At 57.8% G+C, this 25,091-nt stretch carries 27 protein-coding genes and 2 pseudogenes; 8 read left to right on the forward strand and 21 right to left on the reverse strand.

Annotated elements, in window-relative coordinates; genetic code table 11:
- Positions 1–182 precede the first annotated feature (182 nt).
- On the reverse strand, positions 183–1,466 hold the full coding sequence (locus tag QA643_RS24970) for a type II toxin-antitoxin system HipA family toxin (protein ID WP_283028521.1): 1,284 nt from the start codon (positions 1,464–1,466) through the stop codon (positions 183–185).
- Complete coding sequence (locus QA643_RS24975; protein ID WP_283028522.1) at positions 1,463–1,750, reverse strand: helix-turn-helix domain-containing protein; 288 nt, start codon at positions 1,748–1,750, stop codon at positions 1,463–1,465. Before QA643_RS24975 ends, QA643_RS24970 begins: the two co-directional genes overlap by 4 nt.
- Positions 1,751–1,972: 222 nt before the next feature.
- On the opposite strand from QA643_RS24975, the gene QA643_RS24980 reads away from it, so the two are divergent.
- Together QA643_RS24980 and QA643_RS24985 are read left to right on the forward strand one after the other, a co-directional pair.
- Positions 1,973–2,413: a helix-turn-helix domain-containing protein gene (locus tag QA643_RS24980; protein ID WP_283028523.1), complete on the forward strand. Its 441-nt coding sequence runs from the start codon at positions 1,973–1,975 to the stop codon at positions 2,411–2,413.
- Positions 2,346–3,116 carry an IS630 family transposase gene (locus tag QA643_RS24985; RefSeq protein ID WP_283028524.1) on the forward strand — a complete coding sequence of 257 codons (771 nt, stop codon included), beginning with the start codon at positions 2,346–2,348 and terminating at the stop codon, positions 3,114–3,116. Before QA643_RS24980 ends, QA643_RS24985 begins: the two co-directional genes overlap by 68 nt.
- Before the next feature lie 33 nt (positions 3,117–3,149).
- On the opposite strand, the gene QA643_RS24990 is transcribed toward QA643_RS24985, so the two are convergent.
- The 5 genes from QA643_RS24990 to QA643_RS25010 all read right to left on the reverse strand — a co-directional run bounded on the left by QA643_RS24990 (position 3,150) and on the right by QA643_RS25010 (position 6,998).
- Entirely contained in the window at positions 3,150–3,305 is a 156-nt protein-coding gene (locus QA643_RS24990) for a hypothetical protein (protein ID WP_164719132.1), read from the reverse strand.
- Positions 3,302–4,507 carry an IS701 family transposase gene (locus QA643_RS24995; RefSeq protein ID WP_283034923.1) on the reverse strand — a complete coding sequence of 402 codons (1,206 nt, stop codon included), beginning with the start codon at positions 4,505–4,507 and terminating at the stop codon, positions 3,302–3,304. Before QA643_RS24995 ends, QA643_RS24990 begins: the two co-directional genes overlap by 4 nt.
- 99 nt (positions 4,508–4,606) lie before the next feature.
- On the reverse strand, positions 4,607–5,626 hold the full coding sequence (locus QA643_RS25000) for an AMP-binding protein (RefSeq protein ID WP_349253220.1): 1,020 nt from the start codon (positions 5,624–5,626) through the stop codon (positions 4,607–4,609).
- 328 nt (positions 5,627–5,954) lie between these two features.
- A complete protein-coding gene (locus QA643_RS25005) occupies positions 5,955–6,494 on the reverse strand; it encodes a hypothetical protein (RefSeq protein WP_283028526.1) in 540 nt (179 codons plus the stop codon).
- Between the two features lie 69 nt (positions 6,495–6,563).
- Positions 6,564–6,998, reverse strand: a complete 435-nt coding sequence (locus QA643_RS25010; RefSeq protein WP_283028527.1) for a beta-ketoacyl synthase N-terminal-like domain-containing protein — start codon at positions 6,996–6,998, stop codon at positions 6,564–6,566.
- Between QA643_RS25010 and QA643_RS25015 the strand changes: the two are divergent.
- Positions 6,994–7,293, forward strand: a pseudogene (locus tag QA643_RS25015) (transposase); the annotation flags it as partial. The gene QA643_RS25010 and the pseudogene QA643_RS25015 overlap by 5 nt on opposite strands.
- A gap of 322 nt (positions 7,294–7,615) precedes the next feature.
- Here the strand turns inward: QA643_RS25015 and QA643_RS25020 are convergent.
- The 9 genes from QA643_RS25020 to QA643_RS25060 form a co-directional block, all read right to left on the reverse strand.
- On the reverse strand, positions 7,616–9,094 hold the full coding sequence (locus tag QA643_RS25020) for an IS66 family transposase (protein WP_283034924.1): 1,479 nt from the start codon (positions 9,092–9,094) through the stop codon (positions 7,616–7,618).
- A 122-nt stretch (positions 9,095–9,216) separates the two neighbouring features.
- Positions 9,217–9,573, reverse strand: coding sequence for an IS66 family insertion sequence element accessory protein TnpB (gene tnpB, locus QA643_RS25025; protein ID WP_283028528.1), 357 nt, complete (start codon positions 9,571–9,573; stop codon positions 9,217–9,219).
- Entirely contained in the window at positions 9,570–10,001 is a 432-nt protein-coding gene (locus QA643_RS25030; RefSeq protein WP_283034925.1) for a transposase, read from the reverse strand. Before QA643_RS25030 ends, tnpB begins: the two co-directional genes overlap by 4 nt.
- A gap of 256 nt (positions 10,002–10,257) precedes the next feature.
- The gene (locus QA643_RS25035) at positions 10,258–11,370 is read right to left on the reverse strand and encodes a hypothetical protein (RefSeq protein WP_283028529.1); all 1,113 of its coding nucleotides are present in this window, start codon (positions 11,368–11,370) and stop codon (positions 10,258–10,260) included.
- Entirely contained in the window at positions 11,324–11,881 is a 558-nt protein-coding gene (locus tag QA643_RS25040) for a hypothetical protein (RefSeq protein ID WP_283028530.1), read from the reverse strand. The genes QA643_RS25035 and QA643_RS25040 overlap by 47 nt, the downstream gene beginning before the upstream one ends.
- A gap of 15 nt (positions 11,882–11,896) precedes the next feature.
- Entirely contained in the window at positions 11,897–12,508 is a 612-nt protein-coding gene (locus tag QA643_RS25045; RefSeq protein ID WP_283028531.1) for a hypothetical protein, read from the reverse strand.
- Between the two features lie 9 nt (positions 12,509–12,517).
- Complete coding sequence (locus tag QA643_RS25050; protein WP_283028532.1) at positions 12,518–13,987, reverse strand: glucosaminidase domain-containing protein; 1,470 nt, start codon at positions 13,985–13,987, stop codon at positions 12,518–12,520.
- 23 nt (positions 13,988–14,010) lie between these two features.
- The gene (locus QA643_RS25055; protein ID WP_283028533.1) at positions 14,011–14,889 is read right to left on the reverse strand and encodes a hypothetical protein; all 879 of its coding nucleotides are present in this window, start codon (positions 14,887–14,889) and stop codon (positions 14,011–14,013) included.
- A gap of 417 nt (positions 14,890–15,306) precedes the next feature.
- Positions 15,307–15,774 carry a hypothetical protein gene (locus QA643_RS25060; RefSeq protein ID WP_283028534.1) on the reverse strand — a complete coding sequence of 156 codons (468 nt, stop codon included), beginning with the start codon at positions 15,772–15,774 and terminating at the stop codon, positions 15,307–15,309.
- A 1,383-nt stretch (positions 15,775–17,157) separates the two neighbouring features.
- Here QA643_RS25060 and QA643_RS25065 point away from each other — a divergent pair.
- Positions 17,158–17,400 (forward strand): hypothetical protein, encoded by a 243-nt coding sequence (locus QA643_RS25065; protein WP_283028535.1) that lies wholly within the window; start codon positions 17,158–17,160, stop codon positions 17,398–17,400.
- Between the two features lie 434 nt (positions 17,401–17,834).
- Here the strand turns inward: QA643_RS25065 and QA643_RS25070 are convergent, their stop codons facing one another.
- Positions 17,835–18,041 (reverse strand): hypothetical protein, encoded by a 207-nt coding sequence (locus tag QA643_RS25070; RefSeq protein WP_283028536.1) that lies wholly within the window; start codon positions 18,039–18,041, stop codon positions 17,835–17,837.
- A 667-nt stretch (positions 18,042–18,708) separates the two neighbouring features.
- Between QA643_RS25070 and QA643_RS25075 the strand changes: the two are divergent.
- The 4 genes and pseudogenes from QA643_RS25075 to QA643_RS25090 all read left to right on the forward strand — a co-directional run.
- Positions 18,709–19,101 (forward strand): annotated as a pseudogene (locus QA643_RS25075) (DUF2130 domain-containing protein); the annotation flags it as partial.
- 333 nt (positions 19,102–19,434) lie between these two features.
- Positions 19,435–19,614 carry a hypothetical protein gene (locus tag QA643_RS25080; RefSeq protein WP_283028538.1) on the forward strand — a complete coding sequence of 60 codons (180 nt, stop codon included), beginning with the start codon at positions 19,435–19,437 and terminating at the stop codon, positions 19,612–19,614.
- 709 nt (positions 19,615–20,323) lie between these two features.
- The gene (locus tag QA643_RS25085) at positions 20,324–20,629 is read left to right on the forward strand and encodes a DUF1778 domain-containing protein (protein ID WP_283028539.1); all 306 of its coding nucleotides are present in this window, start codon (positions 20,324–20,326) and stop codon (positions 20,627–20,629) included.
- Complete coding sequence (locus QA643_RS25090) at positions 20,626–21,219, forward strand: GNAT family N-acetyltransferase (RefSeq protein WP_283028540.1); 594 nt, start codon at positions 20,626–20,628, stop codon at positions 21,217–21,219. The genes QA643_RS25085 and QA643_RS25090 overlap by 4 nt, the downstream gene beginning before the upstream one ends.
- A gap of 781 nt (positions 21,220–22,000) precedes the next feature.
- Here the strand turns inward: QA643_RS25090 and QA643_RS25095 are convergent.
- The 4 genes from QA643_RS25095 to QA643_RS25110 form a co-directional block, all read right to left on the reverse strand.
- On the reverse strand, positions 22,001–22,378 hold the full coding sequence (locus QA643_RS25095) for a hypothetical protein (RefSeq protein WP_283028541.1): 378 nt from the start codon (positions 22,376–22,378) through the stop codon (positions 22,001–22,003).
- Between the two features lie 462 nt (positions 22,379–22,840).
- The gene (locus QA643_RS25100; protein WP_283028542.1) at positions 22,841–23,377 is read right to left on the reverse strand and encodes a hypothetical protein; all 537 of its coding nucleotides are present in this window, start codon (positions 23,375–23,377) and stop codon (positions 22,841–22,843) included.
- Between the two features lie 49 nt (positions 23,378–23,426).
- Positions 23,427–24,065 carry an acyl-homoserine-lactone synthase gene (locus QA643_RS25105; protein WP_283028543.1) on the reverse strand — a complete coding sequence of 213 codons (639 nt, stop codon included), beginning with the start codon at positions 24,063–24,065 and terminating at the stop codon, positions 23,427–23,429.
- Positions 24,066–24,256: 191 nt separating this feature from the next.
- Positions 24,257–24,985, reverse strand: coding sequence for an autoinducer binding domain-containing protein (locus QA643_RS25110; protein ID WP_283028544.1), 729 nt, complete (start codon positions 24,983–24,985; stop codon positions 24,257–24,259).
- Between the last annotated feature and the right edge of the window lie 106 nt (positions 24,986–25,091).

Genomic DNA, 25,091 nt, shown 5'->3' on the forward strand with positions numbered 1-25,091 from the left:
CGATGCCTTGGAAGCGCGGTAGCCCCCTCAATCGAAACCCAATTCCGTTGCTTGCCTGTGCGAGGCGCTGATGATCGGGATCGGCGATCATGGCGGAGTCGATCTCGGTCGCGATCTAGCTAGGTGGGCAGCTTGATAGTCTTTGCACTTCCCAGGCTGTCGATCGCCAGTTCTGGATGGGCTTAGGTTCCCTTCAGAACGCGCTCACAGTCCATCGCTCTCGCGCTTAGTGTAGCGGCCAGTCGTTCGATAACGGCATTGCCTAATCCTTCCTTTTGCGCGCGCGCGCGGATGTCGGCGATTAAATCGGGAATCTGCTCGGCCATGGAGATCAGTCGAGCAATGACTTCGTCCGCATCAACGCGCGTTTCGCGCGCGAACTTTTGCCACTGGCGCAAGCCGATTTGATCGAGCTTGTATTCGCCACCAACTTTCATTGCGAGCTTGATCTTCCGCATGTCGACATCGTCGTAGGGAAGAATGCTGGCCAGGTCATAGAGTGGCGCAAGTCGTACATGGGGCCCGCTGGCCAGAAGCAGGGAGTAGTTCTTGGCGTGTGCGTCTGGGCCTCCTATAAGCCAATTGAGGCCCAAAGCGCTGACGAATGTCTTGACGTCAGCCTCGCGGTCCGTCGAGTAGGTACGCAAGAGATCGATCACATCGGCTGGCGTGGGGCCACCTTCATTTTGATATTTCGTGGTCGGCAGGATACCCATGGATTGGCAGATATCTTCCTGATGGACCCGGATGATATAATTGCCACTCAGGTGGCGGTCATAGCGTTCAACCACGATCGCGACTTCGTTTTCGAAACACATTACCCTCGTATCCGCGACCGGCAGGCCAAGGTTGCGCGCCAGCAACAAGCAGACATGCTCGTTCTCGGCGTGTCCGTCGAAATGGCCGGTGGGCGGCTTTAGAATATGCGTGGTCGGAACACGCCCTGATGGAATGCCCCATCGGCCCTTCTTCAGAAGAAGCGCCGTTTTTGGCTGCGCGCCGGCAAGACTGAATTGGCCTGTGTCGCGCGGCAAACGCCAGGCGGCATGATCCTCGCGCAAGGCCTGGAGCCGTTTTGCGATCTCCGGCTCGTCGAGCCATTCAATCTTGTCCTCCTTGCCACTTCTCAAGGGCTCTAAACGATCAGGCGCAACGAACTGTACGGCCCCGGCGCAATCTTCGCCTACGTGGGAAATAAGAGCAAAGACATTGCGGGCCGAAACCTGGAATTTCTTGGCCCACCGATCAAGTACTCGCTCATTGTCCGGCAGGAGCCCCCAAAGGAAGGCCTGCACCGCTGCGGGGCCATGTTGTTCGGCAGCTAGCGGCATCGAAAGTGAGAGAGGGTAAGCCCCGTGTGTGCGGCGCCAGTTGCGATCATAAACAAAAGTCAGTCTGCCGCGCGGGTCGTTACGCACTCGGCCGACTTCGTTGCCATCCAGCAGCACGACGAGTTCGTTCGTCATGATTTGCCCTTTTTGGCTTTGGCGACAATGGCATTGATATCGACGCGGGCTGGTGCCGAGCCGCGGCTCGCCGTCGGCTCGGCACTGGCATCCAAGGGAATGCCGAGCGCGTCAAGTGCACGGAGCACGAGCGCCAATTCAGCGCGGGCGTGGCCATGCTCGATCTCGATTACCCATTGACGGCTGACGCCAATGCGTTTGGCCAGTGTCGACTGGTCGAGCTTGAGACGTTTGCGTCTGTCGCGAATGACGGCACCGAGATCGGCAGGAGTGCGTATCAGCATAGGCGGTCCAAATGTAAGCGTTCGCTTACATTACTATATGTCACCGCTCGCTGACAACAGAAAATGTCAGCATTTGCCTACAATTCCACACGTCACCGATCGCTGACATAGGGTCGGATCAGCCCACGAGACGACCGATTCCGTGAACTTGGCAGTGATGGAACGGAACGTTTGTTCGTGGATTCCTCGTTTGCGATTGACTGAACGAGGAGGAGCTTCATCATGGCAGGATGGCGGCAAGCGGTCGAGTTGGCAATGACCGATGCGGAGATCGAAACGTTGACGGCTCTTTCGCGGTCGCGGACCGAACCGGCGCGGCGGGTGTCGCGGGCCGCGATGCTGCTTGCCTACCGCGAGAATCCGTCGTTCTTTGGGGTGGGCCAAAAACTTGGCGCCCATCATCAGACGGTCCAGCGCTGCGTCGAGCGGGCGGTGGCTGATGGCGCACTGGCGGCGCTCGACGAGCGCCCGCGACCAGGCAAGGAGCCGGTGATCACACCGGAGGCCAAGGCCTGGCTGGTGTCTTTGGCATGTGACAAGGCCAAGGAGCACGGCTACCCGCACGAACTGTGGACGACGCGGCTTTTGGCACGCCATGCGCGAGCACGGACCGCGGGCGGGACATCAATGTCTCGCCCGTCTGGCTCAGGGCACGGTCTGTAAGATTCTCGGCCAAGAGGAAATCAATCCGCACAAGGTGCGCTACTATCTGGAACGCCGCGACGCCGAGTTCGAGCAGAAGATGGCGGAGGTTCTGTGTGTCTATCGCGAGGTTCAGGTCCTGAAAAAGGCCGCCGCCAAGTCGAAGAAACCGGGTAAGCCAGTGGCGATCGTCTCCTACGACGAAAAGCCTGGGATGCAGGCCATCGCGACGACGGCGCCGGATTTGTCACCCGTGCCGGGGGTCTATCCGGCCTTTGCGCGCGATTTTGAGTATCGGCGTCATGGCACGCTCAGCTTGTTGGCTGGAATTGATCTGCTGACCGGGAAGGTCCACGCTCTCGTCAAAGACCGCCACCGCAGCCGCGAGTTCGTCGAATTCCTCAAGCTGCTCGACGCCGCCTATCCGGCCCACACCGCGATCAAGTTGATTCTTGACAATCATTCCGCACACATCTCCAGAGAAACCAGGGCCTGGCTCGAGACACGACCGGCCGGCCGCTTCGAATTTACCTTCACGCCCAAGCACGGCTCCTGGCTCAACCTCATCGAGGGCTTCTTCTCCAAGTTCGCCCGCTCCGTCCTGCGCCACATCCGGGTGACTTCTAAACACGAGCTCAAGGAGCGCATCATGGCCGGCATTGACGATGTCAATCGCCATCCTGTCATCCACACTTGGTCCTACAAGCTGGCCGAGGCCGCCTGATATGATTCGAACCAAGAAAACGCTGACCTAGCATTACAGTTGTAATTTTTGCCTGAGATGGGCCTTGCGCGCGTTGGCCTGATGGGCCCTGCGCCAGGATGACCATGCGAGGATGTGGGCGTGCGAGATGCGCCGCTGGGCAAGCTTCATGGCGATGCGGCGGATTTCCTGGATCGACCAGCGGATCAAGAACGATGCTTCGGTCGAGGCCGCGGTCGGTTTTTTTTTGAGCAATGGCCCAGTGTTGCCATCATGGCAAAGGCAAGCATGACGAGTGAGACATGGCGATGCCAGCCATGCCAGGAGCGAGTTTCGTTGTGATCAAGGCCGAACTCGTTCTTAGCGGTTTCGAAGCTGTCCTCGATAGCCCAGCGATGGCCTTCCACGGACACCAGCTTCTGCATGGACGTGCCCTTGGGGCACCATGTGGAGAAGAAGGCTAAGCTGCCGCCGGCAATGTTGCGGCGGATCAGAAGACCTCGGGTCCATTCCCCGGCCAGGTCGTCGTTGTATTCGCTGGCGTCGAGGTCGGCCAGCTCAAGATAGACCCAGTCGTGCCAGCGTGGACCTTTGGTCCCCTCGCCGGACGGCAGGCGGCGCCAAGCCTTTTTGGGAAGGCTCTGCGCGATCGCGGAGGCGGTGCCGGCGATAGGCTGCGGCTTGCCCCAGGAATAGAACACATGATTGGAAGCAACACCCAGAACATAGCCTTTGCCTGCCTTGCGCAGCAGAGTTTCGATGTCTCCCGTGCCATACACGCTGTCCGCCGCCACGAACGAGAACGGCACCTTTGCGGCGATCGCGCGAGCGATCATTTGACGTGCGATCTTGGGCTTCGTCGCAAAGCCCACATCGCTCGGGACATGCGCTGCCTTCAGGCGAGCGGATTTATCCGTCCATTCCTTTGGCAGGTAGAGCGCCCGGTCGATGAAGGCATGGCCATGCCGCGACACATAGGAGGCGAACACTCCGATCTGGCAATTGGTGATCTTGCCCGCCGAGCCAGTGTACTGGCGTGCGACCCCACACGACGCCTTGCCCTGTTTCAAAAAGCCGGTCTCATCGATGACCAGAACCGCGTCCTCATCGCCAAGCGTCTCCAGCGCGTACCCACGGACAATGTCGCGCAGCGCGTCGGCGTCCCACTGGCCCCGGCCCAAGATCGCCTGCTGGCGCCACGGGCCTGGATCGCCGGCCGCCTCAGCCCGCATCCAACCCGTCTTGCGTGGCTCATTGCCCAACAGTCCGTCGAGAAACTGCCCCGCCGAGGCCGCGACCCGCTCCTGCGTAAACAGCGGACGGATGCCTTGGTTGGCATCCCGCAACGACGAAGCCCACAGCGTCAGCGTATCTTCAACCGACGCACCACCAATCATCAAATCCCGAATCATGGTCACCCATGGATTCAGAACCTTTGATACAATGCAACTGTAATGCTAGGCCGCGATGGCTCACGATCGCGGCGATGACTTCCTTTTCCCCGGGTGCATTCATCGCCGTCGCGACACCATAGACAAGACGTCATCGACATCCGGAATGGTGGCAATCACTGTCTCGATAGCTCGGGGATCGATAAAGTCTCCATTCCGTCGGATTGAGTAGCCCGCCCGGTGTGAGAAATAGAGCCAGCCTGCCTCGTCCTTCCAGCCTATATCGCCCGAATGGAACCAGCCTCCCCTCGTCTTCTGTTCGCTTGCCTCCTTGGCGCCGAAATAGTTCACGGGCGGGACCGTACCGTCAGCGTTACGGAAACATATTTCGCCCAACTCCCCCGCGGGCACGGGCCGCATCGCCTCGTCGAGGATCTCACAGACGGTGCCCGATAGCGCCTTGCCGATCGATCCGACAGGCCCAATCCCGGGAGGATTGAGAGTGAGACCGCCTTCAGCCGTGCCAAAGAACTCGAAGATGGCGACGCCGAAGCGCTCCTCGAAAGCGCGCCACATCGATGCGGGCATTCCGGCGCTGAGAACAAAGCGCACATTGTGTGCGCCGTCAGAACGGCCAGGTGGTTCTGCGAAAATCGCAATCGTCATTCCGCCAAGCAGGTTAAAGGTCGTGCAGCCGTAGCAAGCAACAATCTCCCACAGCCGTGATTTGGTGAACTGTTTGCTGAACACGCCGGGCAATTGTCCACGAAGAGAATTCCCCAGGGTGCTAAATTGAGCATTGGCGTGAGTGAGCGACAATCCGGTGTACAGGCGGTCCCCTGATCGATATCCGATGGACTCGCCCAGGCTCGCCGCGAAAGCAAATCGACCATGGGGCGCGAGAATTGCCTTGGGATGTCCGGTCGTGCCCGATGTGAACAGCATCTGCATCGGCGCATCAAGCGGCCTCGGCTCAAGCTCATTTGTCGGCGTTGCCTCCGCCAACACGGACTGGAGAGATCGGCGGGATGCCGGAGCGCATCGGGACCGATCGTCCAGATCCATCGTAGGTCGGGGAGCTCGGATGCAAGATCTACGACGTGAGGCACGATTTCCGGCGACACGATCGCGCCCTTGCATCTTGAAAACTTGAGCATGTACGCGAGCCGCTCTCCTGGCGTGCGCGGGTCGACTGGCACAAACACCGTGCCTGCAATCTCCGAGGCAATCATCGCCTCGACAAATTCCGGCTCGTTCCACAGAACGATAGCAAATGCGTCGCCTGCCCGCGTTCCGGCACTGTGCAAGGCCCCCGCCAGCAACCGCGCCGCGGACAGCAAGTCGCGATAAGATCGTCTGGTTTCGACGAGCCGGCCCTGAGCGTCTACATCAACAAATGTCAGAATCGGATCGCCGTCGTCGACGCCAACTCCATCCTTCACCATCTCCAGCAGAGTGCGCTGAGTCATCATTTCGCCAACACAGTCATCGTAAGAGCGGCAGCCTCCCCGCCAATGAAGCCTCCGCCGTTTTCGGCCAATGCCAGCCTGGCTCCCTCGATCTGACGCGGGCCTGCGCGTCCCCGCAGTTGAAGAACGAGCTCATAAATCTGCCCGAGGCCCGTGGCGCCTATGGGATGTCCTTTTCGTACAAGCCCGCCGGAAGGGTTGACCGGCACACGTCCGCCCAACTCCGTCGCTCCCGTCGCCAGAAACGATGGTCCCTCGCCGTCACCGCACAGCCCCAACTCCTCATAGTAGATGAGCTCCGCTGGCGATGTCGCATCATGCAATTCGGCCACGCTCAACTCGTTCGGGCCGATGCCCGCCTCTTCATAGGCTTGACCTGCGGTTAGGCGGGCCAAGCTAGGCTTGTCTGGAGCCGCATCAAAACCGCTCGCCAGAATCGAAGACAGAACCCGGACAGGCACTGTCAAACCAAGACGCGCAGCCACCCGCTTCGAAACGATCACCGCAGCGGCAGCACCGTCGCCGATCGGCGAACACATCGGCAGGGTGAGCGGCGGGGAAATCGACCGCGCTGCGAGAACATCCTCGACGGTGAGGACGTCCCGGAACTACGCGAATGGGTTGAGACTGCCATGACGAGAGTTCTTCGCAGAGACCCGGGCAAAGTCTTGCTGAGTGGCGCCGGTCTTCGTCATGTAGTCTCGCGCCAGACGCGCGTATATGTCCATAAAGAGAGATCGGCGCTCGCGTGGCGCCGCTTTGACCTGTTCCTCGCTGAGGTCTTCCGCCAGAAATTGATTGAGCGCTTCCGGCTGCTCAACATCGACGCAACCGGCGTAAACAGCCATCGGCTTCTCTTTATCGACGTGGTAGAGCTTCTCAACGCCGAATGCGAGAACTGCATCATAAGCTCCGAGCGTCACCATCGAGCACGCCTGCTGGAATGCCGTCGATGCCGTGGCGCAGGCGTTCTCGACGTTGACAACCGGGATACTGCCTGCCCCGAGCTTGCGCAGGATCGCTTGACCGGCGACGCAGACCACCGATGTCGGAGCGTTTCTCGGCCTGACACCTCGGCGCTATCAATCCGGCGAGGTCGATATCTCTGGCCGGATATCCAAGTCAGGCGACCGCATGGCGCGAAGCCCTCTGTTCGAGGCGGCCAACGCGCTCACGACACGCATGCGCAAAGATTGTGCCCTTCGCCGTTGGGGGCAGCAATTGATGGCTCGGATCGGGTCGCGAAAGGCGAAGGTCGCCGTGGCGCGCAAACTCGCCATCATCCTGCACCGTATCTGGTTGGATGGCACGGAGTTCGCAGCTGCGCCGGCTAGCTAAGCTAGTATCTCTGCAGATCGTCCTGGAAGGACGCTGGCTGGATTATCCCGCAACTTCTTGGGCGGCTTCAGACCGCGGGAATCACATGGGGAGATCCACTGGCAGGGACCATGATGAGGCGGCACATTCTTCCGACCTCGAAAGGAACGACGATCGAATTCATTTGCCACAAGCCTACTCCTAGATGCCGAGAATGCGGAAAACAGCTTATAAAAGATGCTACGTTTGACCGAGTCGAAGCGTCGCGTCCTGTCGAGCTAGTTGCAAGCTACTCGATCAACTTGATCCAGACGTCGGCTTCGGCTCAAAGTAAGCGTCGTTCTCAGGCCACGGCTTTGAGGGCTTGAGGGCGGTAGGCCCAGGGCAGCAGCTGGTCGATGTCGCGGTTGGGATGCCCGTTAACGATCCTGGTCAGGACGTCGGTGAGATAGGCGAGCGGATCGACGTCGTTGAGCTTGCAAGTCTCGACCAGGGACGCGGCGACAGCCCAGTGTTCGGCACCGCCGTCGGATCCGGCAAACAGCGCGTTCTTGCGACTGAGCTTGATACCACGGATCGATCGTTCGACGGTATTGTTGTCGAGTTCGATGCGGCCGTCATCGATGAAGCGCGTTAAGCCTTGCCAGCGCGAGAGGGCGTAGCGGATGGCCTCGGCGAGCTTAATCTTCTGGCTGATGAGAGCCAGCTTGGCGCGCAGCCATACCTCGAAGGCATCGGCCAGTGGTCGGCTCTTCTGCTGCCGCACGAGGCGACGCTCCTCGGCGCTGCGGCCGCGGATCTCCTTCTCGATCGCATAGAATGCGGCGATGTGCTTCAGCGCCTCGCTTGCGATCGGCGCGGGGCCGGCTGTCGCGAGTTCGTAGAAGTTGCGCCGCATGTGCACCCAGCAGAAGGCGAGCTCGACCTCGCCACGTTCGGCAAGCTTTGGGTAGGCGTTGTAGCCATCGACCTGCAGGACGCCCTTGAAGCCGGCAAGATGGCTGAACAGCCGCTCGGCCTTGCGGTCGGGTGCATAGACATAGGCGATGCCGGGCGGATCGAGGCCGCCCCAGGGCCTGTCGTCGGCGGCATAGGCCCAAAGCTGGCCGGTCTTGGTGCGCCCTCGACCGGGATCGAGCACCGGCACCGTCGTCTCGTCGGCGAACAGCTTGGACCTCGCTCGAAGCACCGTGAGAAGGCGCTCATGCAGCGGGCGCAGATGGAAGGCGGCATGCCCAACCCAGTCCGCCAGTGTCGATCGATCGAGAGCGATGCCCTGGCGGGCATAGATCTGGGCCTGCCGGTACAGCGGCAGATGATCGGCATATTTGGACACCAGGACCTGGGCGACGGTTGCCTCCGTCGGCAGTCCGCCCTCAATCAACCGGGCCGGAGCCTCGGCCTGCAGGACGCCATCTTCGCAGGCGCGGCAGGCGTATTTGGGACGCCGGGTAACCACAACGCGGAACTGGGCCGGCACCATGTCCAGTCGCTCGCTCCTGTCCTCGCCGATCTGGTGCAGGTCGCCCTTGCAACAGGGACAGGTCCTGGCGTCGAGGTCGACCACGACTTCGATCCGCGGCAGATGCGCCGGTAGTGCTCCGCGATTGTTGCGGCGCTTGCGTGCGCGCTCCGCCCGGCCTTCCGGAGCTGTCTCGTCTTGGCTGGCTTCCGTCCAGGCCGCAGCCTGTTGGACGTCCTCGAGACCGAGCAGCATCTGCTCCTCGGGAAGCGTCTCGGCCTTCCGGCCAAAGCGATGGCGCTGCAATTCCTTGATGATCTGGCGCAGCCGCTCGCTCTCGTGCCGCTCGGCCAGCAGCATCGCCTTCAGCGTCTCGGGATCTTCAGGAAGGTTATCGCTCACAGGCAAATCAGAGCATATTCGCGCCCGCCTGACGACGTGCTCGATGCCCCTGATTCACTTCGCCGCAGCGCGGCCCACAATTATCCGGCTTGCGTCGGGACGACCGTCTCCCGTGCGTCGTGGACACGCCGCCAATCAAGCCCTTCGAGCAGCGCCGACAATTCCGCCGCCGACAAACGCATCACGCCATCCTCGATCTTCGGCCAGCGGAAGACGCCTTCCTCGAGCCGCTTGGCAAACAGGCACAAACCCGTACCGTCCCAGAAGATCAGCTTGATCCGGTCCGCCCGCTTGGCTCGGAACACATAAACAGCACCCGAGAACGGATCGGCCTTCATGTGCTCGCGCACCAACATCGCAAGCCCCTCCATTCCCTTGCGGAAGTCGACCGGCTTGGTTGCCACCATCACCCGGACAGTTCCGGACGGGCCGATCACCGGCTTGCCTTCAGCGCATGGACGATGGCCGCAATCATCGCCACGTCCGCGCCTCGGCCGACCCGGATAGTGACGCCTTCGGCTTCGATCTCGATTCCCCCGACATCCGGCTTGGCCTTGCGTCGCGCTGTCTTGTGCTCATGGCCACCAACCGCGACTGGTGCCATGGCGTCTACCACCGCCGGTACAAACGGCGGATCGTCAGCCATCGGCGTCGGCAACCGGCGTGCTTGCCGGCGCCAGGTGAAAACTTGTTGCGGCGTCAGCCCGTGTCGCCGGGCAATCTCGGAAACGACCGCGCCTGGTACCAGCGTCTCCTCGACGATCCGGGCCTTGTCGTCCTTGGAGAACCAACGACGGCGTCCCGTCTCCGTGATCACTTCCAGCCGGCGCGCCGTCACGTCCGACTTAAGCGTATGGTCAAGCATAGACACAAGCCGATCCCTTCAAAGAGATCGTGAAACTCGCCTATCCCATGTGCCGCGAGAAGGTGGGAGCGGAACGACGCTTACGGCTCAAATGCGAATAACTCGGTGGAATTCAGTCTCATCCGACCGCACGCGCTCCGCCACTCTATCTTGGAAAGTCGATAACTCGTCGCTTTCCGAGTTAGCGCAAAAGACGCAATTTGATTACGAACTCGAAGCTCAGTTCGAGCAGTCGGAGATGCGAGATCTATTTCACCTACTTACCGACATCACTCTTCCAACGCTCAATCTGCCTTGAAATGTCGGTGGCGATCACGTTTTCTATTTGATTTTCTTCATTACCACTCCAATATTCAAATCGTCCCAAGCCGCCGCCGCGCCTATAGGAGTCGGCGTACCGCCCGGTCTTTTCGAAGTCTTCCTTGCATTCATCGAACTTGAACTTCTCGACCCAAGTGTGGCCTCCGCCTGTCGCAACAATATTGTCGACACGATAGTCAGTGTAGTGCCCCCCGAATAGATCATCGTACTGGATCTTCAGGCAGTTCTGCATGTAACTGAAGCGGTCAATGACCGTTTCAGGTTTAGTTCTTTCAATAACTCTTTCGATCACAGCTCGAAATCCCTTCCGTTCGCTGCCAAGTGGCAGCACCACCAAATTGGGCCCCTTCTCACCGCGGCCAATAATTACTCCGGGTTTTTGGCTTCCGTAGCGCCCGTTCAGGCCGTAGTCCTTACCATCCTTGCGCCAATGGAGATCTGTTTGAATAAATACAACCACCTCGACGTCCAAATTCTTGATCGGTCCGCCTGAGTTCGTCAGCGCTACATCGTCGTCTTGAAGCTTCCATTCCGTGCGCGGTTTGTTTTCCTCTTCCTTTTTGCGCTGCTCTATCATCAACGACAGCAGGCTTGCATTCAGCTTTTCTATAGCTTCGGTCAAATCCTTGCCAGTTAGACCTGACTTTAGAAGCAGCTGACATGTCGTACTTGCGATCAGCTGCGCAATGACCAGCTTGTCGGCGTTTGGATACTTTACGAATAGATTTTCAGTGATCGGCGTTACTTTACCGACTGCGTCCAAACCGACCAGCTTACCAAGCGCTCCGATCTTTAGCTCGGCGTCGGTTTGGATACCTTTCTCAACCTGAGACGGCGGGGGTGGACAAGTGTCGGCAATCACCGCGGTTGAAGATAGAAGGGTGAGCGTCACGACTATTAGACCTAAATGCTTCCAAGCCACGGCACCTCTCCTTCTCCGGATGACCCAGCATGCGTAGCCCTGCATCAGCGAGAAATCAGAGCGGTGCTGGCTCACATAGTCATAGCTTCGCAAATACCCATTTTCCGCCCTCAGCTCGAAGTACATAAAGTTCGCCCGAGGAGAACGGCGTTTCAGAAGGGTCTCTGCCGTCTGTGTTTAACACTCCCTTCAGCTCGGCCGGCGGATCCACGTCGATGGTTATGACCTGATGCGGCTGCAATGTAATGGTGCGAGGTGCGCCGCTGACCAGCAACTGAAACTTCAGTGTCTGGTCGCTCGACTCGTTGTAAAAGCCAATATTGTTCTTCGAGACAATGGGATCCTCTATGGTGCGGCGGCGAGATGTCACAGGCTGGGCCATGGTCGTGGCTCCGGGCGTCGCGCCTGGGACTTGCACCACAACTGGGGCCACCGCTCCAGGCGTCGGCGCGAGACCGGGTATGTTGAACGTGTTATTGCGTCCTGAGAACTCTCTCGCCGGAGTTGTCGGCTGAGGCATTCGCAGGCCATAATTTTCGACATTCAGATTGAATTGAGCGTAGGATGGTGGTGCTGATTGCATGATAACAGCGAAGATCAGCGCCGCCGCGCTTTTCAATCCAGTCTCTTTGCGCATCTCCTCTCTCCTTGATCATCGCGGCAGATCGCCGAGAGCTACTCCTGTCGTATTGGCTGGACTTCCGTCACGCGGTGGCTCTGCTCCTGCGTTCACCGCATTTCCATTCCGCGCTGGCTCAGCACGAACTCGGTTAGGTTCGTTCTGGACGCCGGCCTGCCCGTCCGGAGTGCTCGATAGACGGCCAAAAATATATCCGGCGATCGTACCCAATAGGCCGAAGACCGGTGCAGTTTGTTGATCCGTGTAGCCGGCCACAATCAAGAATAAGGCGGAGAACACAACGACCAGTATCAGAAACGCCTTGTAAAATTCTGGGGTCAACGTTCCGGTGTACGCCATCAGACACAGCATCCCACCCATTACGATGAGTAGAAGGATCGTAAGCGCGGTGAGCCAGAATTCGTAGGGAGTCTTGTAAGTCAGGTAGGCAGTAGGAGAGCGCTGCTCTGGAGTGTTCTTTTGCTCAGCTGGCGGCGGCGGATTGGAGATCCGTTGGTCCGACGGGCTCGGAGAAGACGCGGGATTAGTCAGCGCCGGCGACTGTTGTGAGTACGCAGGTCGAGGGAATTGTGACGTCAAAAGTAGCAGAAGGACACCAATGGTAAGCCCCAAGAGAACTCTCATAGCCCGCTCCTAAGCTACCAGGTTTCTGCTCAAGACAAATTCACGCAGTCCTCGGAGATACGCCAGCGCAAGCTTATCTTCTCCAAGGGCTGCAACCCTTAGGCAATCGTTGGGGTTCGAACCAAAAAACGGCTCGCAGAGCACGCTCGGAACGTTTGGCAAGGCAGAAACAGATATCCACCCACGACCGCCGCGGGAAACGACAGTCAAGCCGTTGTTGCCTCTGAGCCTCAGGCCCAATGCGCTCTTCACGCTCGATACCAAGCTAGACGCAAGAGCGGTCGCGGCTGGCTTTCCGCCGACTAAAAGTACCTCCGAGCCTGTGGCCGTTGCATCATCCGACGAATTGAAGTGAAGCTCGACCGCGCAAACCGGATTGAAGGCTGCTACCTGCTCGTACGCAGCCATAATTTCGTGCTGCACGCTCGGATTCGATTGTCGCGTAAAAACCTGCAGCTTAATATTGTACTGTGCCGCATTCCTCTGCATAAACGCGGCAATCTCAGAGTTAAACGTAAACTCAGTTCTGGAAAGTGGAGAGCCTGCGCTCGAGCCGGGCGATCGCGCATTGTGTCCGATAACGATAGCGACCCGTGCCGATGATCCGTCGGCCCTCGGTAAATCTGGCATGCGCGGAGACGGCGGTGGTTCTGTCCTTCCCGACGCTCCGGAGCTATCTTGGTTCAGTAGCGAAGTGGCTTCGTCAAATAGCCTGAGAACGCTCGTCACATAATTTGGGTCAGCCGAATAGTTCGGAGCGATAAAGCGAATGTATGCGGCTGCGTTGGTGTTGTACCCCTCCCATCCGGAATACGCATCTCCGCTAGCTATGAAGTGCCAGTAGCCTTCGATGAAGGCTGACGGCGAAGAAAAATTGCAATAGGTCGTACTCTCACCGTCAGTTCCCGTGTAGTCGATGGGAGTACAATACCCCTGCATGCGCGCCCGGTATTTGAGTCCGCCGAAGTTATTGTAGTCTCGCGCCAACCGACTAGTCCCACGACCAGATTCCTGGATCCATTGGGCAAGGCTTGCGACCTTCAGGTCGTTGCTGATCGTATTGTTGCCTCGGTATGCCGCGATGAGCCCAGACCACCCGTTGCCGCTTGCCGGAGGAGTTGCGGCGGAGCCTTGAGGGGGCCGGCGTCGATCTCTACGAGCAGGTGTTCCGGCATCTCTTGGAGGCTCTGGACCACGAACTGGCAAGCCGGCACGAGTACCAATCCCGTTAAGATCCTGAATGAAGAAGTTTGCGATCACGCCGTTCAGGTTGTCGATGATCCGCTGGAGCGCGTTCGTTAGCGCTTGTATTTCTGCCGCCGCAGTTTCGAACTCACTTAAAACAACCTCTTCTTGCAGATCGGCGAGCCGTTTCAGCTCATTCTTGATCTTCTGCTTTTGCTCATCGTCCGTGGCTTGTGCGAAAGCATCTCGCAGTTTGCTGCGTATGGCCTCAATTATGTCGAGAGTATCACTCATTGCAGTTACTCCACGCAAAACAACTACTTTGTGGCAAGCTTCGCTAAATTTGTTTTCGCTGATTTTGCCGCCGTCTCCATTTCGATCGCGAAGGCCGTAAGCCCCGTTACGTTATCCACTAACGTCGGCGGCGCCTCTGCGGCCGCTTTTGCGCGATCCAATGCCTTGATGGTCACCTCAAGCAGAATCACCCAATCAGCCAGCAGCTTCCGGTACGTTTCGATCCGCTTGCTATCCTCCGCGGACATCGCTCCACCATCATTGAACTCTCGGACTGACGCTGCAGTAAGGACTGGGAAAATAGCTGACGTGCCGTTGCGCAGGTGCAAAAGCAGGTCCCGGACAAGACCATAGTTCTGAACCAGAAACGTTCTGAATTCCTGTTGCGCTCGGTACTTGAGCCCGAGTTGAATGAAGGGGAGTAGGGTCTGGAAAATCTTATCAAGCGCAGCCATTGACGTGGCGAGCGAGGCAGCGTTGGCGCCAGTGGCCGTTGCAGCAACGCCGCCCACCGCAACGATCGAGCTGCTGGTAGCCGACTCCATGGCCGATAGTTTGGCTGCTAGGGTTTGGGCGGTTTGTCCGCTCTCCAAACCATACAGCAGATCATTATACGCTTTGATGACCTGCAGAGCGCCTCTGAAGGCAGCCGTACCAGGCGGATCAACAGAGTCCGTCAAGAAGCGAGCAAGCCCGGGTTCAAAATGAGTGGCGCTCCTCGCATACTTGTAGTGTCGCAGGAATAGCGCGCGTTCCTGCAATGCCAATTGGTCTAGAATGGCGGTCGAGGCTTCGTTCGTCTTATCAAAGGCTGTCTTGTAAACCTCGAATTCTTGCACTGAAATCGAGGCACATCCGACCATAAGAAGAAAGAACAAGGAACACGCAATCAGTCGCCGCATACAAACCCCAGGGGCGGCGCAAATAAGAAAGTGAAAAAATAAAAAGGAACGCAGGCCCCACGCAATCTTTACACGAACCTATTCCTACTTACAATTGAAAGATCGATAGCCGCTCGATGGATCTAAAATATCGTTAGCGGCTGCGTTTAGCGAGATCGCGCTTGCAACATCGGATCATGTTTGTTGCGCTGCGAAATCGCGCCCGACGTTGGTGCGACCTAGCGTACCCCGTGCACGCTCAACCGCTCCCGTTTCGTACAGATGGAATGGGCCTGTAATTAGTTACCAGAACTGATCAGTTCGCAACCCAAAACGATTTTTGCTCAAGACATCAGAGTGTTCAAATTGGCACCTCGGATGGCAGCCCGTCTGCTAAGGCTCAACAACAACGAGCCATTGCTGCGCCTCTATCGTGATCTACGGAAGAAAGAACTCAAACTGATCTTCAAAAATCCGCGCCCGCCAGTCTTCGTTCATGGCCTCTAACGCACCATTGATGTAGTCGAGGGAAACGGAATGTACATTGTACATGCTCTCCGGCGAGAATTTAGAATGCGACCGAAGGTAGGTCTCGCGAACCCTATCGACGACAGCCAACTTTTCATTGTAGCCGGGCGTTGCGCCACCGCGGCCAAATTGCGCGAGATATGGATCAACTGGGAGCCCAAGCGCACGCTGATGCACTTCGTAACCTGACCGTGCAGGTGGCAGCCACACTCCGGGTCCAGCTACATGTCCGCCTCCGCCGCCCACGACGACCCCGTCGCCGGCAACGTGTCCACCACCACCATGGCCGCCTTGAACGCCTCTGGCGTCACCTGAGACGCGACCGCCGGGTCCGCCCATTGACAAACCATTCCCCTTCGAGCCGGGCACTTCCACCATCTCCGCCGCTCGCTGGCGGGAGTTTATTCTGTGCCAATGCTTGCTCCATTAATAGGAACGCCAGAAGCGGAATTGCATAGCTCGCTATAAGGCGGCGATCCTGTGTCATCTTGCTTACCGTCACCTATCGGTCACTTGTCCGCCGGAGCCCCCGATAGCTGTGCCGCTGCCACCCACACTGGCTGCTCCACCAGCACCACCCTGACCGTAAGCCTTCTTTCCAGCGACCTGTCCACCACCGCCGTTAATAGCCAGGCCGTTGCCCTCTACTTGGGCGCTTCCACCGGCGCCTCCCTTCGCGGACGAGACATCTTTCTTTCCAATAAGAAATGGCACCACGATGAATAGGTAAGCACCCAACAAAGCGCCAATCACAGCCCGAAGCGGCCACGGCTGCTGCACTAGGCCGTTCCACAATTCTACGAAAGCATCGCGCATTATCGCCCTCAAAAAAAACAAGTGGCTCAGATGTATGACGAAGTTCGGGCAAGACAAGCATACGGCACATAGGCCGGTGAGGCAGTCGGCTATGAGCGACCGCAGTGTCACATCAGCGGTGGCCTAGCGTTCTACAAGTTTTGGCAAAGTAGCAAGCTGGGCAGTGCATCGCGCTGTCCCAGCGACGGCAAGACTGTGTCGCCGGATTTTTATCGTTGGTTCAGCGGCCGTGCGCGTTCGGAACGATTCCTGATTGCCCGGGTTGGAGCAGCCTTGCGTGGGAGGCAACGATGTTGCGTGCGTCAGTAAATCGAGACCAGTTTGGTGTGTCTCCGCATGGTATCGTTCACAAGCCTACGGATGCGGCATTCACACCTACGCCTGGGAATCCCTACTCGGGAATCATGCAGCTAGGCCACCTTGGTGATAGTCAGCCTAACGACGGCGGCTTTCGGCCGGATGATGTATGCCGAATGATGAATGACCTTTGGGTTGATTACGTTGAAAACAACCCCGAGCTGTTTAGGCCGGTTGGCCGAAAGCCACATTAGCCGTCGCGTGACAGGTACGCTCAAGCGCAAAGGACGGCCCGGCGCACGACGGGACCGGACGACATACGCCGGGCCTTTGCCACTGCGACGCTTCGAAATGGCCTATTCAAGCTCAGTCTGATTCTTGGCAGAATTTGGCGCATCTCCGATCGCGTCCGCATCATCAAACACGAGGCTGTCCCGGACTGCGGCAGCTTCGAGGTCCAGATTCCCGGTCAGCCCAGCCAATATTTTTATTGGGATGACCTTCGGAGCCGCAGGCTTAGGCCTGATCTGCTGGAGCAAAGGACCGCACTGGAGAAGGCCAAGGCAGTAGCAAGAGCCGCCCGAGAACGCATTAAAGAGGACCGACACTCGCGTAAATTTCTATCCCTCTATTTTCAAAAGCCTTTCCTTGTCCTGGTCCGCCCCTTTTGACAATCCGATTCCGCTGCCGCGTGGGCGCCGCCTCATCACGCTGAAAAATGCTGCCGCTTACATCACAAAGCTACCGGAAGCCAAGCACTCCACGCCGGAATGGCAGGCCGCGATGGAAGCGCTGATCGGCGTCATGCGTGCTTGTCACGTTGAACGGATGTTTAATCCGGATCTGAAGATGCCGCATTGGGGCAAGCGCAAGCTGAAGAGAGACCAATGACCGTTTTGTCTACGTCAACATCGCCAAGCAGGTCGGCGATACCGAGCACATCAAGGTGTTCGCCAACGTGATGCCGCCGAGAAGTGGTTCGAGGAAAACGACCCTGAGGGCGTCCCTTCGAATACGAGGTTCTGGAATGAACCGCATTGGCCGCCGGACCGCTTACGCCATACTGGTTATTTCTGGTGCTGGCGATCATCTGGGAGGGGCTGGGGTCGTTGTAAGGCCCGGCAACGAAAAGCCCGGCCGCTACTAGCCGGGCGAATCGAAATATTGGGAGGGTGCTAAAACGGGGAGATTTAAGCACGGACGCGTTTACGCGTCGGTTCGCCTTGCGACTCCGGAGAAAGATTTCGGGAAAGAGCGGCAGTAAAAACCCGCCAGCGTGAACCGGCGGGCGCTTCAATGGGGCCTAGTGGCCCACTGAAGCGGTCTTACAAAACACCTATGCAATAAAGATCATCCGCATCCTGGCGGGTGAGCACCACGCAGGTGTTTCCTCTCAGATTTGGTCGCGCGGCAGCCAACTCTTGCGCCAGTCGCTTAGCGGCATGGAAAGCTTCCATGTCGTTTTCAAATGCTAGGCCGCCTGAGTCGTGGGCATTCTGAGCACCCTGGAGGCCGAAGTAATATCGCCCCATCGCGTGCATCCTAGGTCGAGCTTCAACCGTCGGCATATCATGTCACGAGTATGAAATCTGTTCCGGGCGAGAAAGGTGAGAACTGTATCTTGGTTATGGCGAACGGAGCGGGTACGGCTTTTTTGTGCATTCGGCGTCCAACACTGGGACGGCTTGCCACTTTTTCCCAATGATTTGGTAACCAAAGAAGCTGTCAATTGCTGAACGACCATGAAGAACGCGAAGAATCTTGCTCATATGTCCATCAGTCCACAGACTACAATTTCGATAGTGATCATGATATCTGGTGGTCTTGGCGCAGCAGCAAGCCGGGGCCGTTTTTTCATTCCAAAACGAGAATAGAAAGAAATTCATTTCCCGGTTTGGGTCCGCACATTAAAGGCGTGCGCCATGAATACTCCGGATGAGGACACCGTATTGAAGGCAATTGAGGATGCCAGGCGCATCCTTGGCGAATACATCGCACCAGGGCCGCGCGACGCCACTCAAACAGTGCACCGGCTATTGGCCGTTCTCGATAGAGAAGTAGTTGTCCGCGCCCTTGATCGCATGAAACGTCGCCCGACTATGCGGCTCGTGGAATAGACCCGCCAGCGTGAACCGGCGGGCCGTCTAGGAACGATCATTTCCGATCAGCGTCTACGGGAGCCTCCAGCTTTCTCCGTACCGCGAACTTGATCTGACTGTCGAAAAGCGCGTTCAAGCGTCGGTCAGTCAAATTCAGATCAAAGCCCGCCAGCAAGCCGATGAAGCCGCTCGGCTGCGCGTCGTTGAAAAAGACCAGACGATCGAGTCGATGGCTCGCACGATCGAAGAACTGAAGCGCAAAGCTGAGCAAGGCTCTCAGCAGTCACAGGGCGAAGCGCTTGAGCTTGAGCTCGAGGTACTGCTGCGTGGGCGTTTTCCGACCGACCTAGTTGAGCCTATCGGCAAGGGCGAGCTGGGTGCCGATCTTGTCCAGTAAGTCAATGGTTCGATCGGCCAGGCCGCCGGCATCATCCTTTGGGAGTCCAAACGCACCAAAGCGTGGAGCGATAGGTGGTTGGCGAAATTGCGCGACGTAAATCCTGTCCCGGGATCGAGTCTACAGTCGGCATGCTCGGCGACCTGTAGGCGATTCCCGGCAAAGCCATGCCGGAGATTCCAAGCCTCGACATGCCACTACTGGCAGAGCTCGGCAGAGACGGAACGGAAGGCCGGATAATGATGTGGGAAGCCGCTAACCGTTCTACTCTGCTTTTGGACGTGCGGGATTTTTTGGAATGGCATTCATCCTGACGCCTTGGTTCGCCACCACTCTACCACCAGCAACGTCAAAGCCGGCTCGCCCCTAACGCCGTGGTCCGAAGCCGGAAATCTTAAGGCGGGCATCAGGATTGAGGATAACCGAGGAATGAAGCAGCCGGACATCGAACTCTCCGGCGTCGAGAACGGCTGCTCGCCGACTTCGATTGGGATAGTCGATGGCATCACCTTGAGGGTTTCGCTCGCAATAGCGAGAATGTCGCACAATTGGTCGGCGCTGCTGGCGCGAAATGCGAACCCCGGAACACCGCCTCAAATACTTCAATGACCCGGCCTACAGAACCGGAAGAATCAAAGCATCTCGGCGCGATGGCATTAGGCGGTTATCGGCGCATGGTGGTGGACTCGCCATCCACGAACCCGTCCTGGAAAAGGGAGACCACCCGCGCAACTACCTCGCCTCTTTACGAGCATGCTTTTCTCGAGCCAGGACGCGAGCCAGTAAGAGGTTGAGAAACTGCCATCCGGACGACCAAGATCATCGAACGTTGGCGTCTATCGGTAAGTCTGTTGTTTTGCAACGCTGATCTTGGGCGGTGATTGTGGGTAACTGGTGGTTTAGGTCCTTGGTCGTGGTTAGATTGGCCCTCTAAACCGCTTGCAAGACCGCCTATTCGTTCTTGATACGTTCCACACCCATCACCCTAGCAGAGCACCACTAAAGTCGCTCAGGAGCTTCCTGATTGATTTTGTGAGGCCTTTCGGCGGACGGCCGCGCCAACCAATTACCCTAATCAACCGCAGCAGGCGCGACCTAATCTAAGCTGATGCCGGCACGACGGAGTGACTTGGATCACAGATCAAGATTATGTGCTCTGATCATGTGGTGCTGAAAAACTGGCGTTTTCATTCGTTTTTCGAGGGTTTTTGCCCGGAGCAGCGCTAAGCGCTTCTTAAGGTCCCCCCGGAACGAACTTCAAATGATTTGACTTGTACGGGATCTGACGTACAGTGGTCGAGCCAGAGGGAGAAGTACTATGTTGGCGTTTGAAGAGGAGACTTGCGTCGCCCGTGGGCAGAAAAGTGCCCGAATGGAGCAACGTACCACTGTCGAGGCGAAAGAGATCATCGATCGCGCCGCGCGGCTTCTTGGCGTCAACTCATCCGAGTTTGTTGTCACGGTTGCCGCGAGGGTTGCAAGGGAGACTCTGAGAGATTACGAACAAACAAAGCTGACGGCTCCAGACCACGAAGCGTTTCTGAGCGCGTTCGAGGCAACGGAACCCACGCCTATGTTGGTTCGTCTTATGAAGCTCCACAATGAGGTTTCGAAGCCAAAATGAAAATCGATCGCGCTTTTCTGGCGCGTCTGAGGATTGAGCCGCTCGATCGTAATCTTCATGATCGAGCGGCTTTTTCGTCGGGAGTGGTTCGTGTCGACAACTTCCTTAAGAACAATTCCGGCAGCCAGCAAGACAATGACCTCACCCGTGTTTCCGTCGCCTGCCTCGATGATCAGATCGAGGTCGTAGGCTATTACGCCTTGAACTCACACGCGATTGATATCACGACCCTGCCCGAACCCATCCGGAAGAAGCTTCCCCGCTATCCAACGATCCCCGCGATTTACCTGTCGATGATTGGTTTCTCTGACAAATATCGTGGCAGGGGCGGCGGCAGTCATCTACTGGCCGACGCCTTGAAGAATTGCGTCAGGGTAGCCGATATCGCCGGTTCACATATGGTGGTTCTCGATGCTCTCAATGAACGGGCGGCCAAGCTCTATCGCCTGTTTGGCTTCGTCGATCTTCCGAACCATGCGCCTCGCATGACCGTCAGCATGAAGGTCTTGCGAGCGGCAGTTGCTCAGGCCGAGGCGGAAGCAGCCGCTGAGGCCACCGCGGCGGCAAGCACGGAGAGAACTGGCACGTGACGGGCCAACCGGTGCTCGCTCTACGATCGATCCGTCATTTCCGCGAATCAAAGCTTGCGCGCCATACGTCCGCCGATCCGGGAAAGCGCGGCATCATGACGACAATCTCTTTCGGAGATTGGCGTCAGTGTCGTACCACTCTGCCTGACTGCCGTAGTTTTCTGCCACAAGAGCTAAAAGCCTTTGACGTGAACGGCCACTCCACGGCTGTTTGCTGCGACCAGTTTTGATCCTGCGTGGCTAGGTCACGCTCCTGACGCCCGCCCACAACCGTCACTGAGCACCTCGCTGGTTCATCAAACCGATTACCATGCCCCTGGGCGATCTTTCCGTTTCCGATCTCTTCACGTCTCGAACGGGCACGAGGGGCCAAACTCCATCGTTGTCTCGACCGCTTTTCGACAACAGCTCACCGATGCAGTGTTTCCGGCGCTCTCGCGACCATACGAGTTGCACAGCGCCCTCACCTCCGTAACCCACGCTTTCAACTTTTCCGGATCGACTTTTCCATCCTCGGCCGTGCCCGTAGACGCATCACTCTGTGAAGAAGTCAGTAGGTCTGACGTGCGACGCTCTCTCTCACCTTCTCATTCTCAATATGCCACTCTGGCGGGTCCTCCCCGTCTCCCCTGCGCTTGTAGGTCAGTCCGACTGCCTGCACGAAGAGGGCTGGCGTTTCGGCAATCTGACGTTCCAAGTTCGGATCCACCCTTCTGCACGCTGCTCTTATATGGTTCAGGAGCTGGGGTCTCGGTGATGGTGGAATCTATCTCTGCTTCTGCTACCACTCCCTCGAATTGATCACCAACGAAACATCGATTGGTCGAAGTGGACCTCGAAGCGCCAGATTGGGCGTCGGAGGGTTACGCGCAGCATTACTGCCTACGCAGTCCGTCAGTTGGAAGCGGCATGGTATTTCGCCCGAGACATCGGCAAACCAATGAACTGTTTCGTCACCATCCGAGCACACGACATCGACGGTCAGACGCCAATCGAGCGGATCGACACCGGAAGAAAGTGGCGAAACAAGCTCGCCCAGTTCGCTCGGGATAATGGATTTGAGTTCACCAGCATCTGGACACGGGAATCCGACCCCACCAGCGGCAACAAAGAGCATTTGCACCTGCTCATGCATGTGCCCCGTGCTCGCCTCCGTCAATTCGACGACCTCCTCGCGAACTGGTCAGCCGGCAAATCGACAACGAACCAGCGACCTACGTCGCAAGGGTCACAGCTACCGGCCGGCACAAGAACGTCTTCAACTAAATGACCAAAAACTCACCTCAGGCGGCGTACAAGCGCAAACAATACTTCCGGAGCGGTGGTCCGATCTTGGGGAAGCGATACGGCACAACGGGAAACATCGCCGGCAAAGCCCGCGAAGGCGGAAGTGCGGGGCGGCCTCAGGCGTGATCTAGGGCTGCCAATCACTTCCCGAACAGCAGGTGGCAAGGTTAAGGAAGCGCAGACGTCGTTAAAGATTATTTGTCCAGGCAACTCGCGTTCGGCTCAGGCAAAGGTCTTGCTTCCATCCGGAACGAATGGGCGTGTCGGACAAATGCCTAACCACGCCCGCGCGAGCACGGCTGTCGGGGCAAAGGCGCCCGAGCTTGAGGCCACCTCACGACAAAAGCTGTTGAACCTTTTGTTTCAAAAGCGCATCGTCCAGACATACCGCCCATTCCAGCAGCATCTGTCGCACCGTGGTCGGCAAGATGCCGTGAAGCGCAAGTCGATTCAAAACGAGTGATCGGTCCGCGTCAACACGCGCCGCGATGAGGTCCGATAGCAAGCGTACGTCATATCCCCGCTCGACCGCCTGCAGCGCAGCAATAAAGATCTCCTCTTCGAGCCAACCTCCTGCGTAGAAAATGATCCCGGTTTGGGCTGAAGCCAGACCATCTGTGAACCGGCGATCTCGCCAAATGGAAAGTACGTCGACGTCCAGTTGCATCATCGAGTGGGTGAGTTGCTGACGAATGTCAATCCCGTTCGGTTGGCATTCCCCGATAACGGTCGACGCAACGGCGAACATCTCCAATCCTGTCTGCAGCAATGAGAAGGTGCTGTGACGTGCGGCAACAGCGGCCGAAGTGGGCGTCTCGCCGCGCGACAGATTAATTAACATCACTCGACTATGTCGTGGGTCTGCGAACATTTGCCTATCAAATCACCTTTAATGAACCTTGCTCACGAGGATTCTGTGGTCAGGCGGCCGCATTGACAAAATCGGGTGAGAGAAGCACAGGACCGCTGACCTCGGCTCGTTCGTACATCATTTGAAGCGCTTGTTCGGACGTGTCGAGAAAGCCGGCGACCGCCATGGTTGATCCGACCTGCTGTGGCGCAGCGATGCGTCTCAATGGCCAGGCTGCTCGCCGGAGAATGCGCTCCATACGCGTATCGGTGACTGTCACGATGTTGTCTGCGCACGCGCCACGTGCCGCCTCAATCATCGCGGCGAAGAGGATAAGCGTGGCGCGGTTGAGGCTGTTGGCGGCCTGCTCGGTAATAAGCCTGGTGTCGACGCAGAAGCGGGAGCTTTCGAGAATTCGTTCGTCCTGCGGCGCGAGTGTCCCGCCGAGCAGGATGGGAAAGGTGTCGGCCAACATGGTCGGTCCCAGCGTTGGAAGCAGACGAACCGAACCAACTGGCTCTCCGTCGTCCGACATCAGAATGAGATAGGTCGGCCCGAGCGTGTCATACACATCGAGCTCGAATTCACCTGAGATGGACACCGACCAGTCGAGCCTGTCCTTGAAGACACGGCGCCGCAGCCGATACATCGCCGTGAGCAACTCCAGATGACGGCCAAATTGCGGCGCGCGAAGTCCGAGGGCATGCATGCCAACCTCCTGAAACTATCCGGAGGCTTCAAGACCAGAAAGGAACTTTCTAATCGCCTGTTAGATTTTACAGGTGGGTCTGGTTCAGCTTGATTTCGCTAGACCTTTTTGGACGGAGTACAAAAAATAATGCCCGGCGCGACGAGCGCCAGGTCGGTTCTGCATCTCGCGAGATGGCAGGGTGTGGATGATTAGGACAACAAACCGCGTCGCAAGGCCTCGGCGACGCACTGGGCAATAGATGCTGCACCGAGCTTGCGGCGAGCGTTTTCAAGATGAAAGACTACTGTGCGCGGCGCAATCTGGACCAGCACCGCGACATCCGCGACAGTTTTTCCCTGTGCGGTCCATGCCAGGCATTGACGCTCGCGCTGAGTGAGTTCGCTCCCAGCGAGTTTATCGGTGGAGGGTACGTCAACTCTGGCGGCGACATGACTATGAAAATAAAAGCCGGCGAGATGTACGAGATCCTTCCAGTCGGCCGCGCGCCGCTCCAAATCAACGTCGCGGTCATCGGTCGCCAGCGTAAATGCGGCCATCCGTCCAAATCCGCCCCGGATCGGCACAGTGATACCAGATCTAATGCCAAAGGTCGCCGCTTCATCGAAGAACCGGCGCTGTTCGCGGTTTCCGACCGGGGATGAACCCTCCCCTCCCCAACCGAACAATGCGCGCTCGAGGCGTGCGCGGCGTACCACAGGATCGAGTTGCTGATAGGCAAGCTGGAAATAACGACTGGTCCAGGATTTGGGATAGGATGAAATCAACATCGGCGTGTCGCCCGTGAGGCGCAGATAGGCAAATCGCTGGAAGCCGAGCTTCTGTGTGAGACGCGTTGCGACGCCCTCGAATTCAGCCGCGTTGCTTGCGGTTTGGATACTATCACTGAATTCCTGCAAGATACTTTCGACCGGGCTCATTCACGCCCTACCATCATGAACATAAATTGCCGTACTGACGCGCGCTTGGCAGAGGAGCTGTCTGCAAGTAGTCGCGCGACCTCCCGACCGATATAGAGCTGTCCAC

Origin of the sequence: Bradyrhizobium sp. CB3481 (assembly GCF_029714305.1) — a bacterium.
Taxonomy (GTDB): Bacteria; Pseudomonadota; Alphaproteobacteria; order Rhizobiales; family Xanthobacteraceae; genus Bradyrhizobium.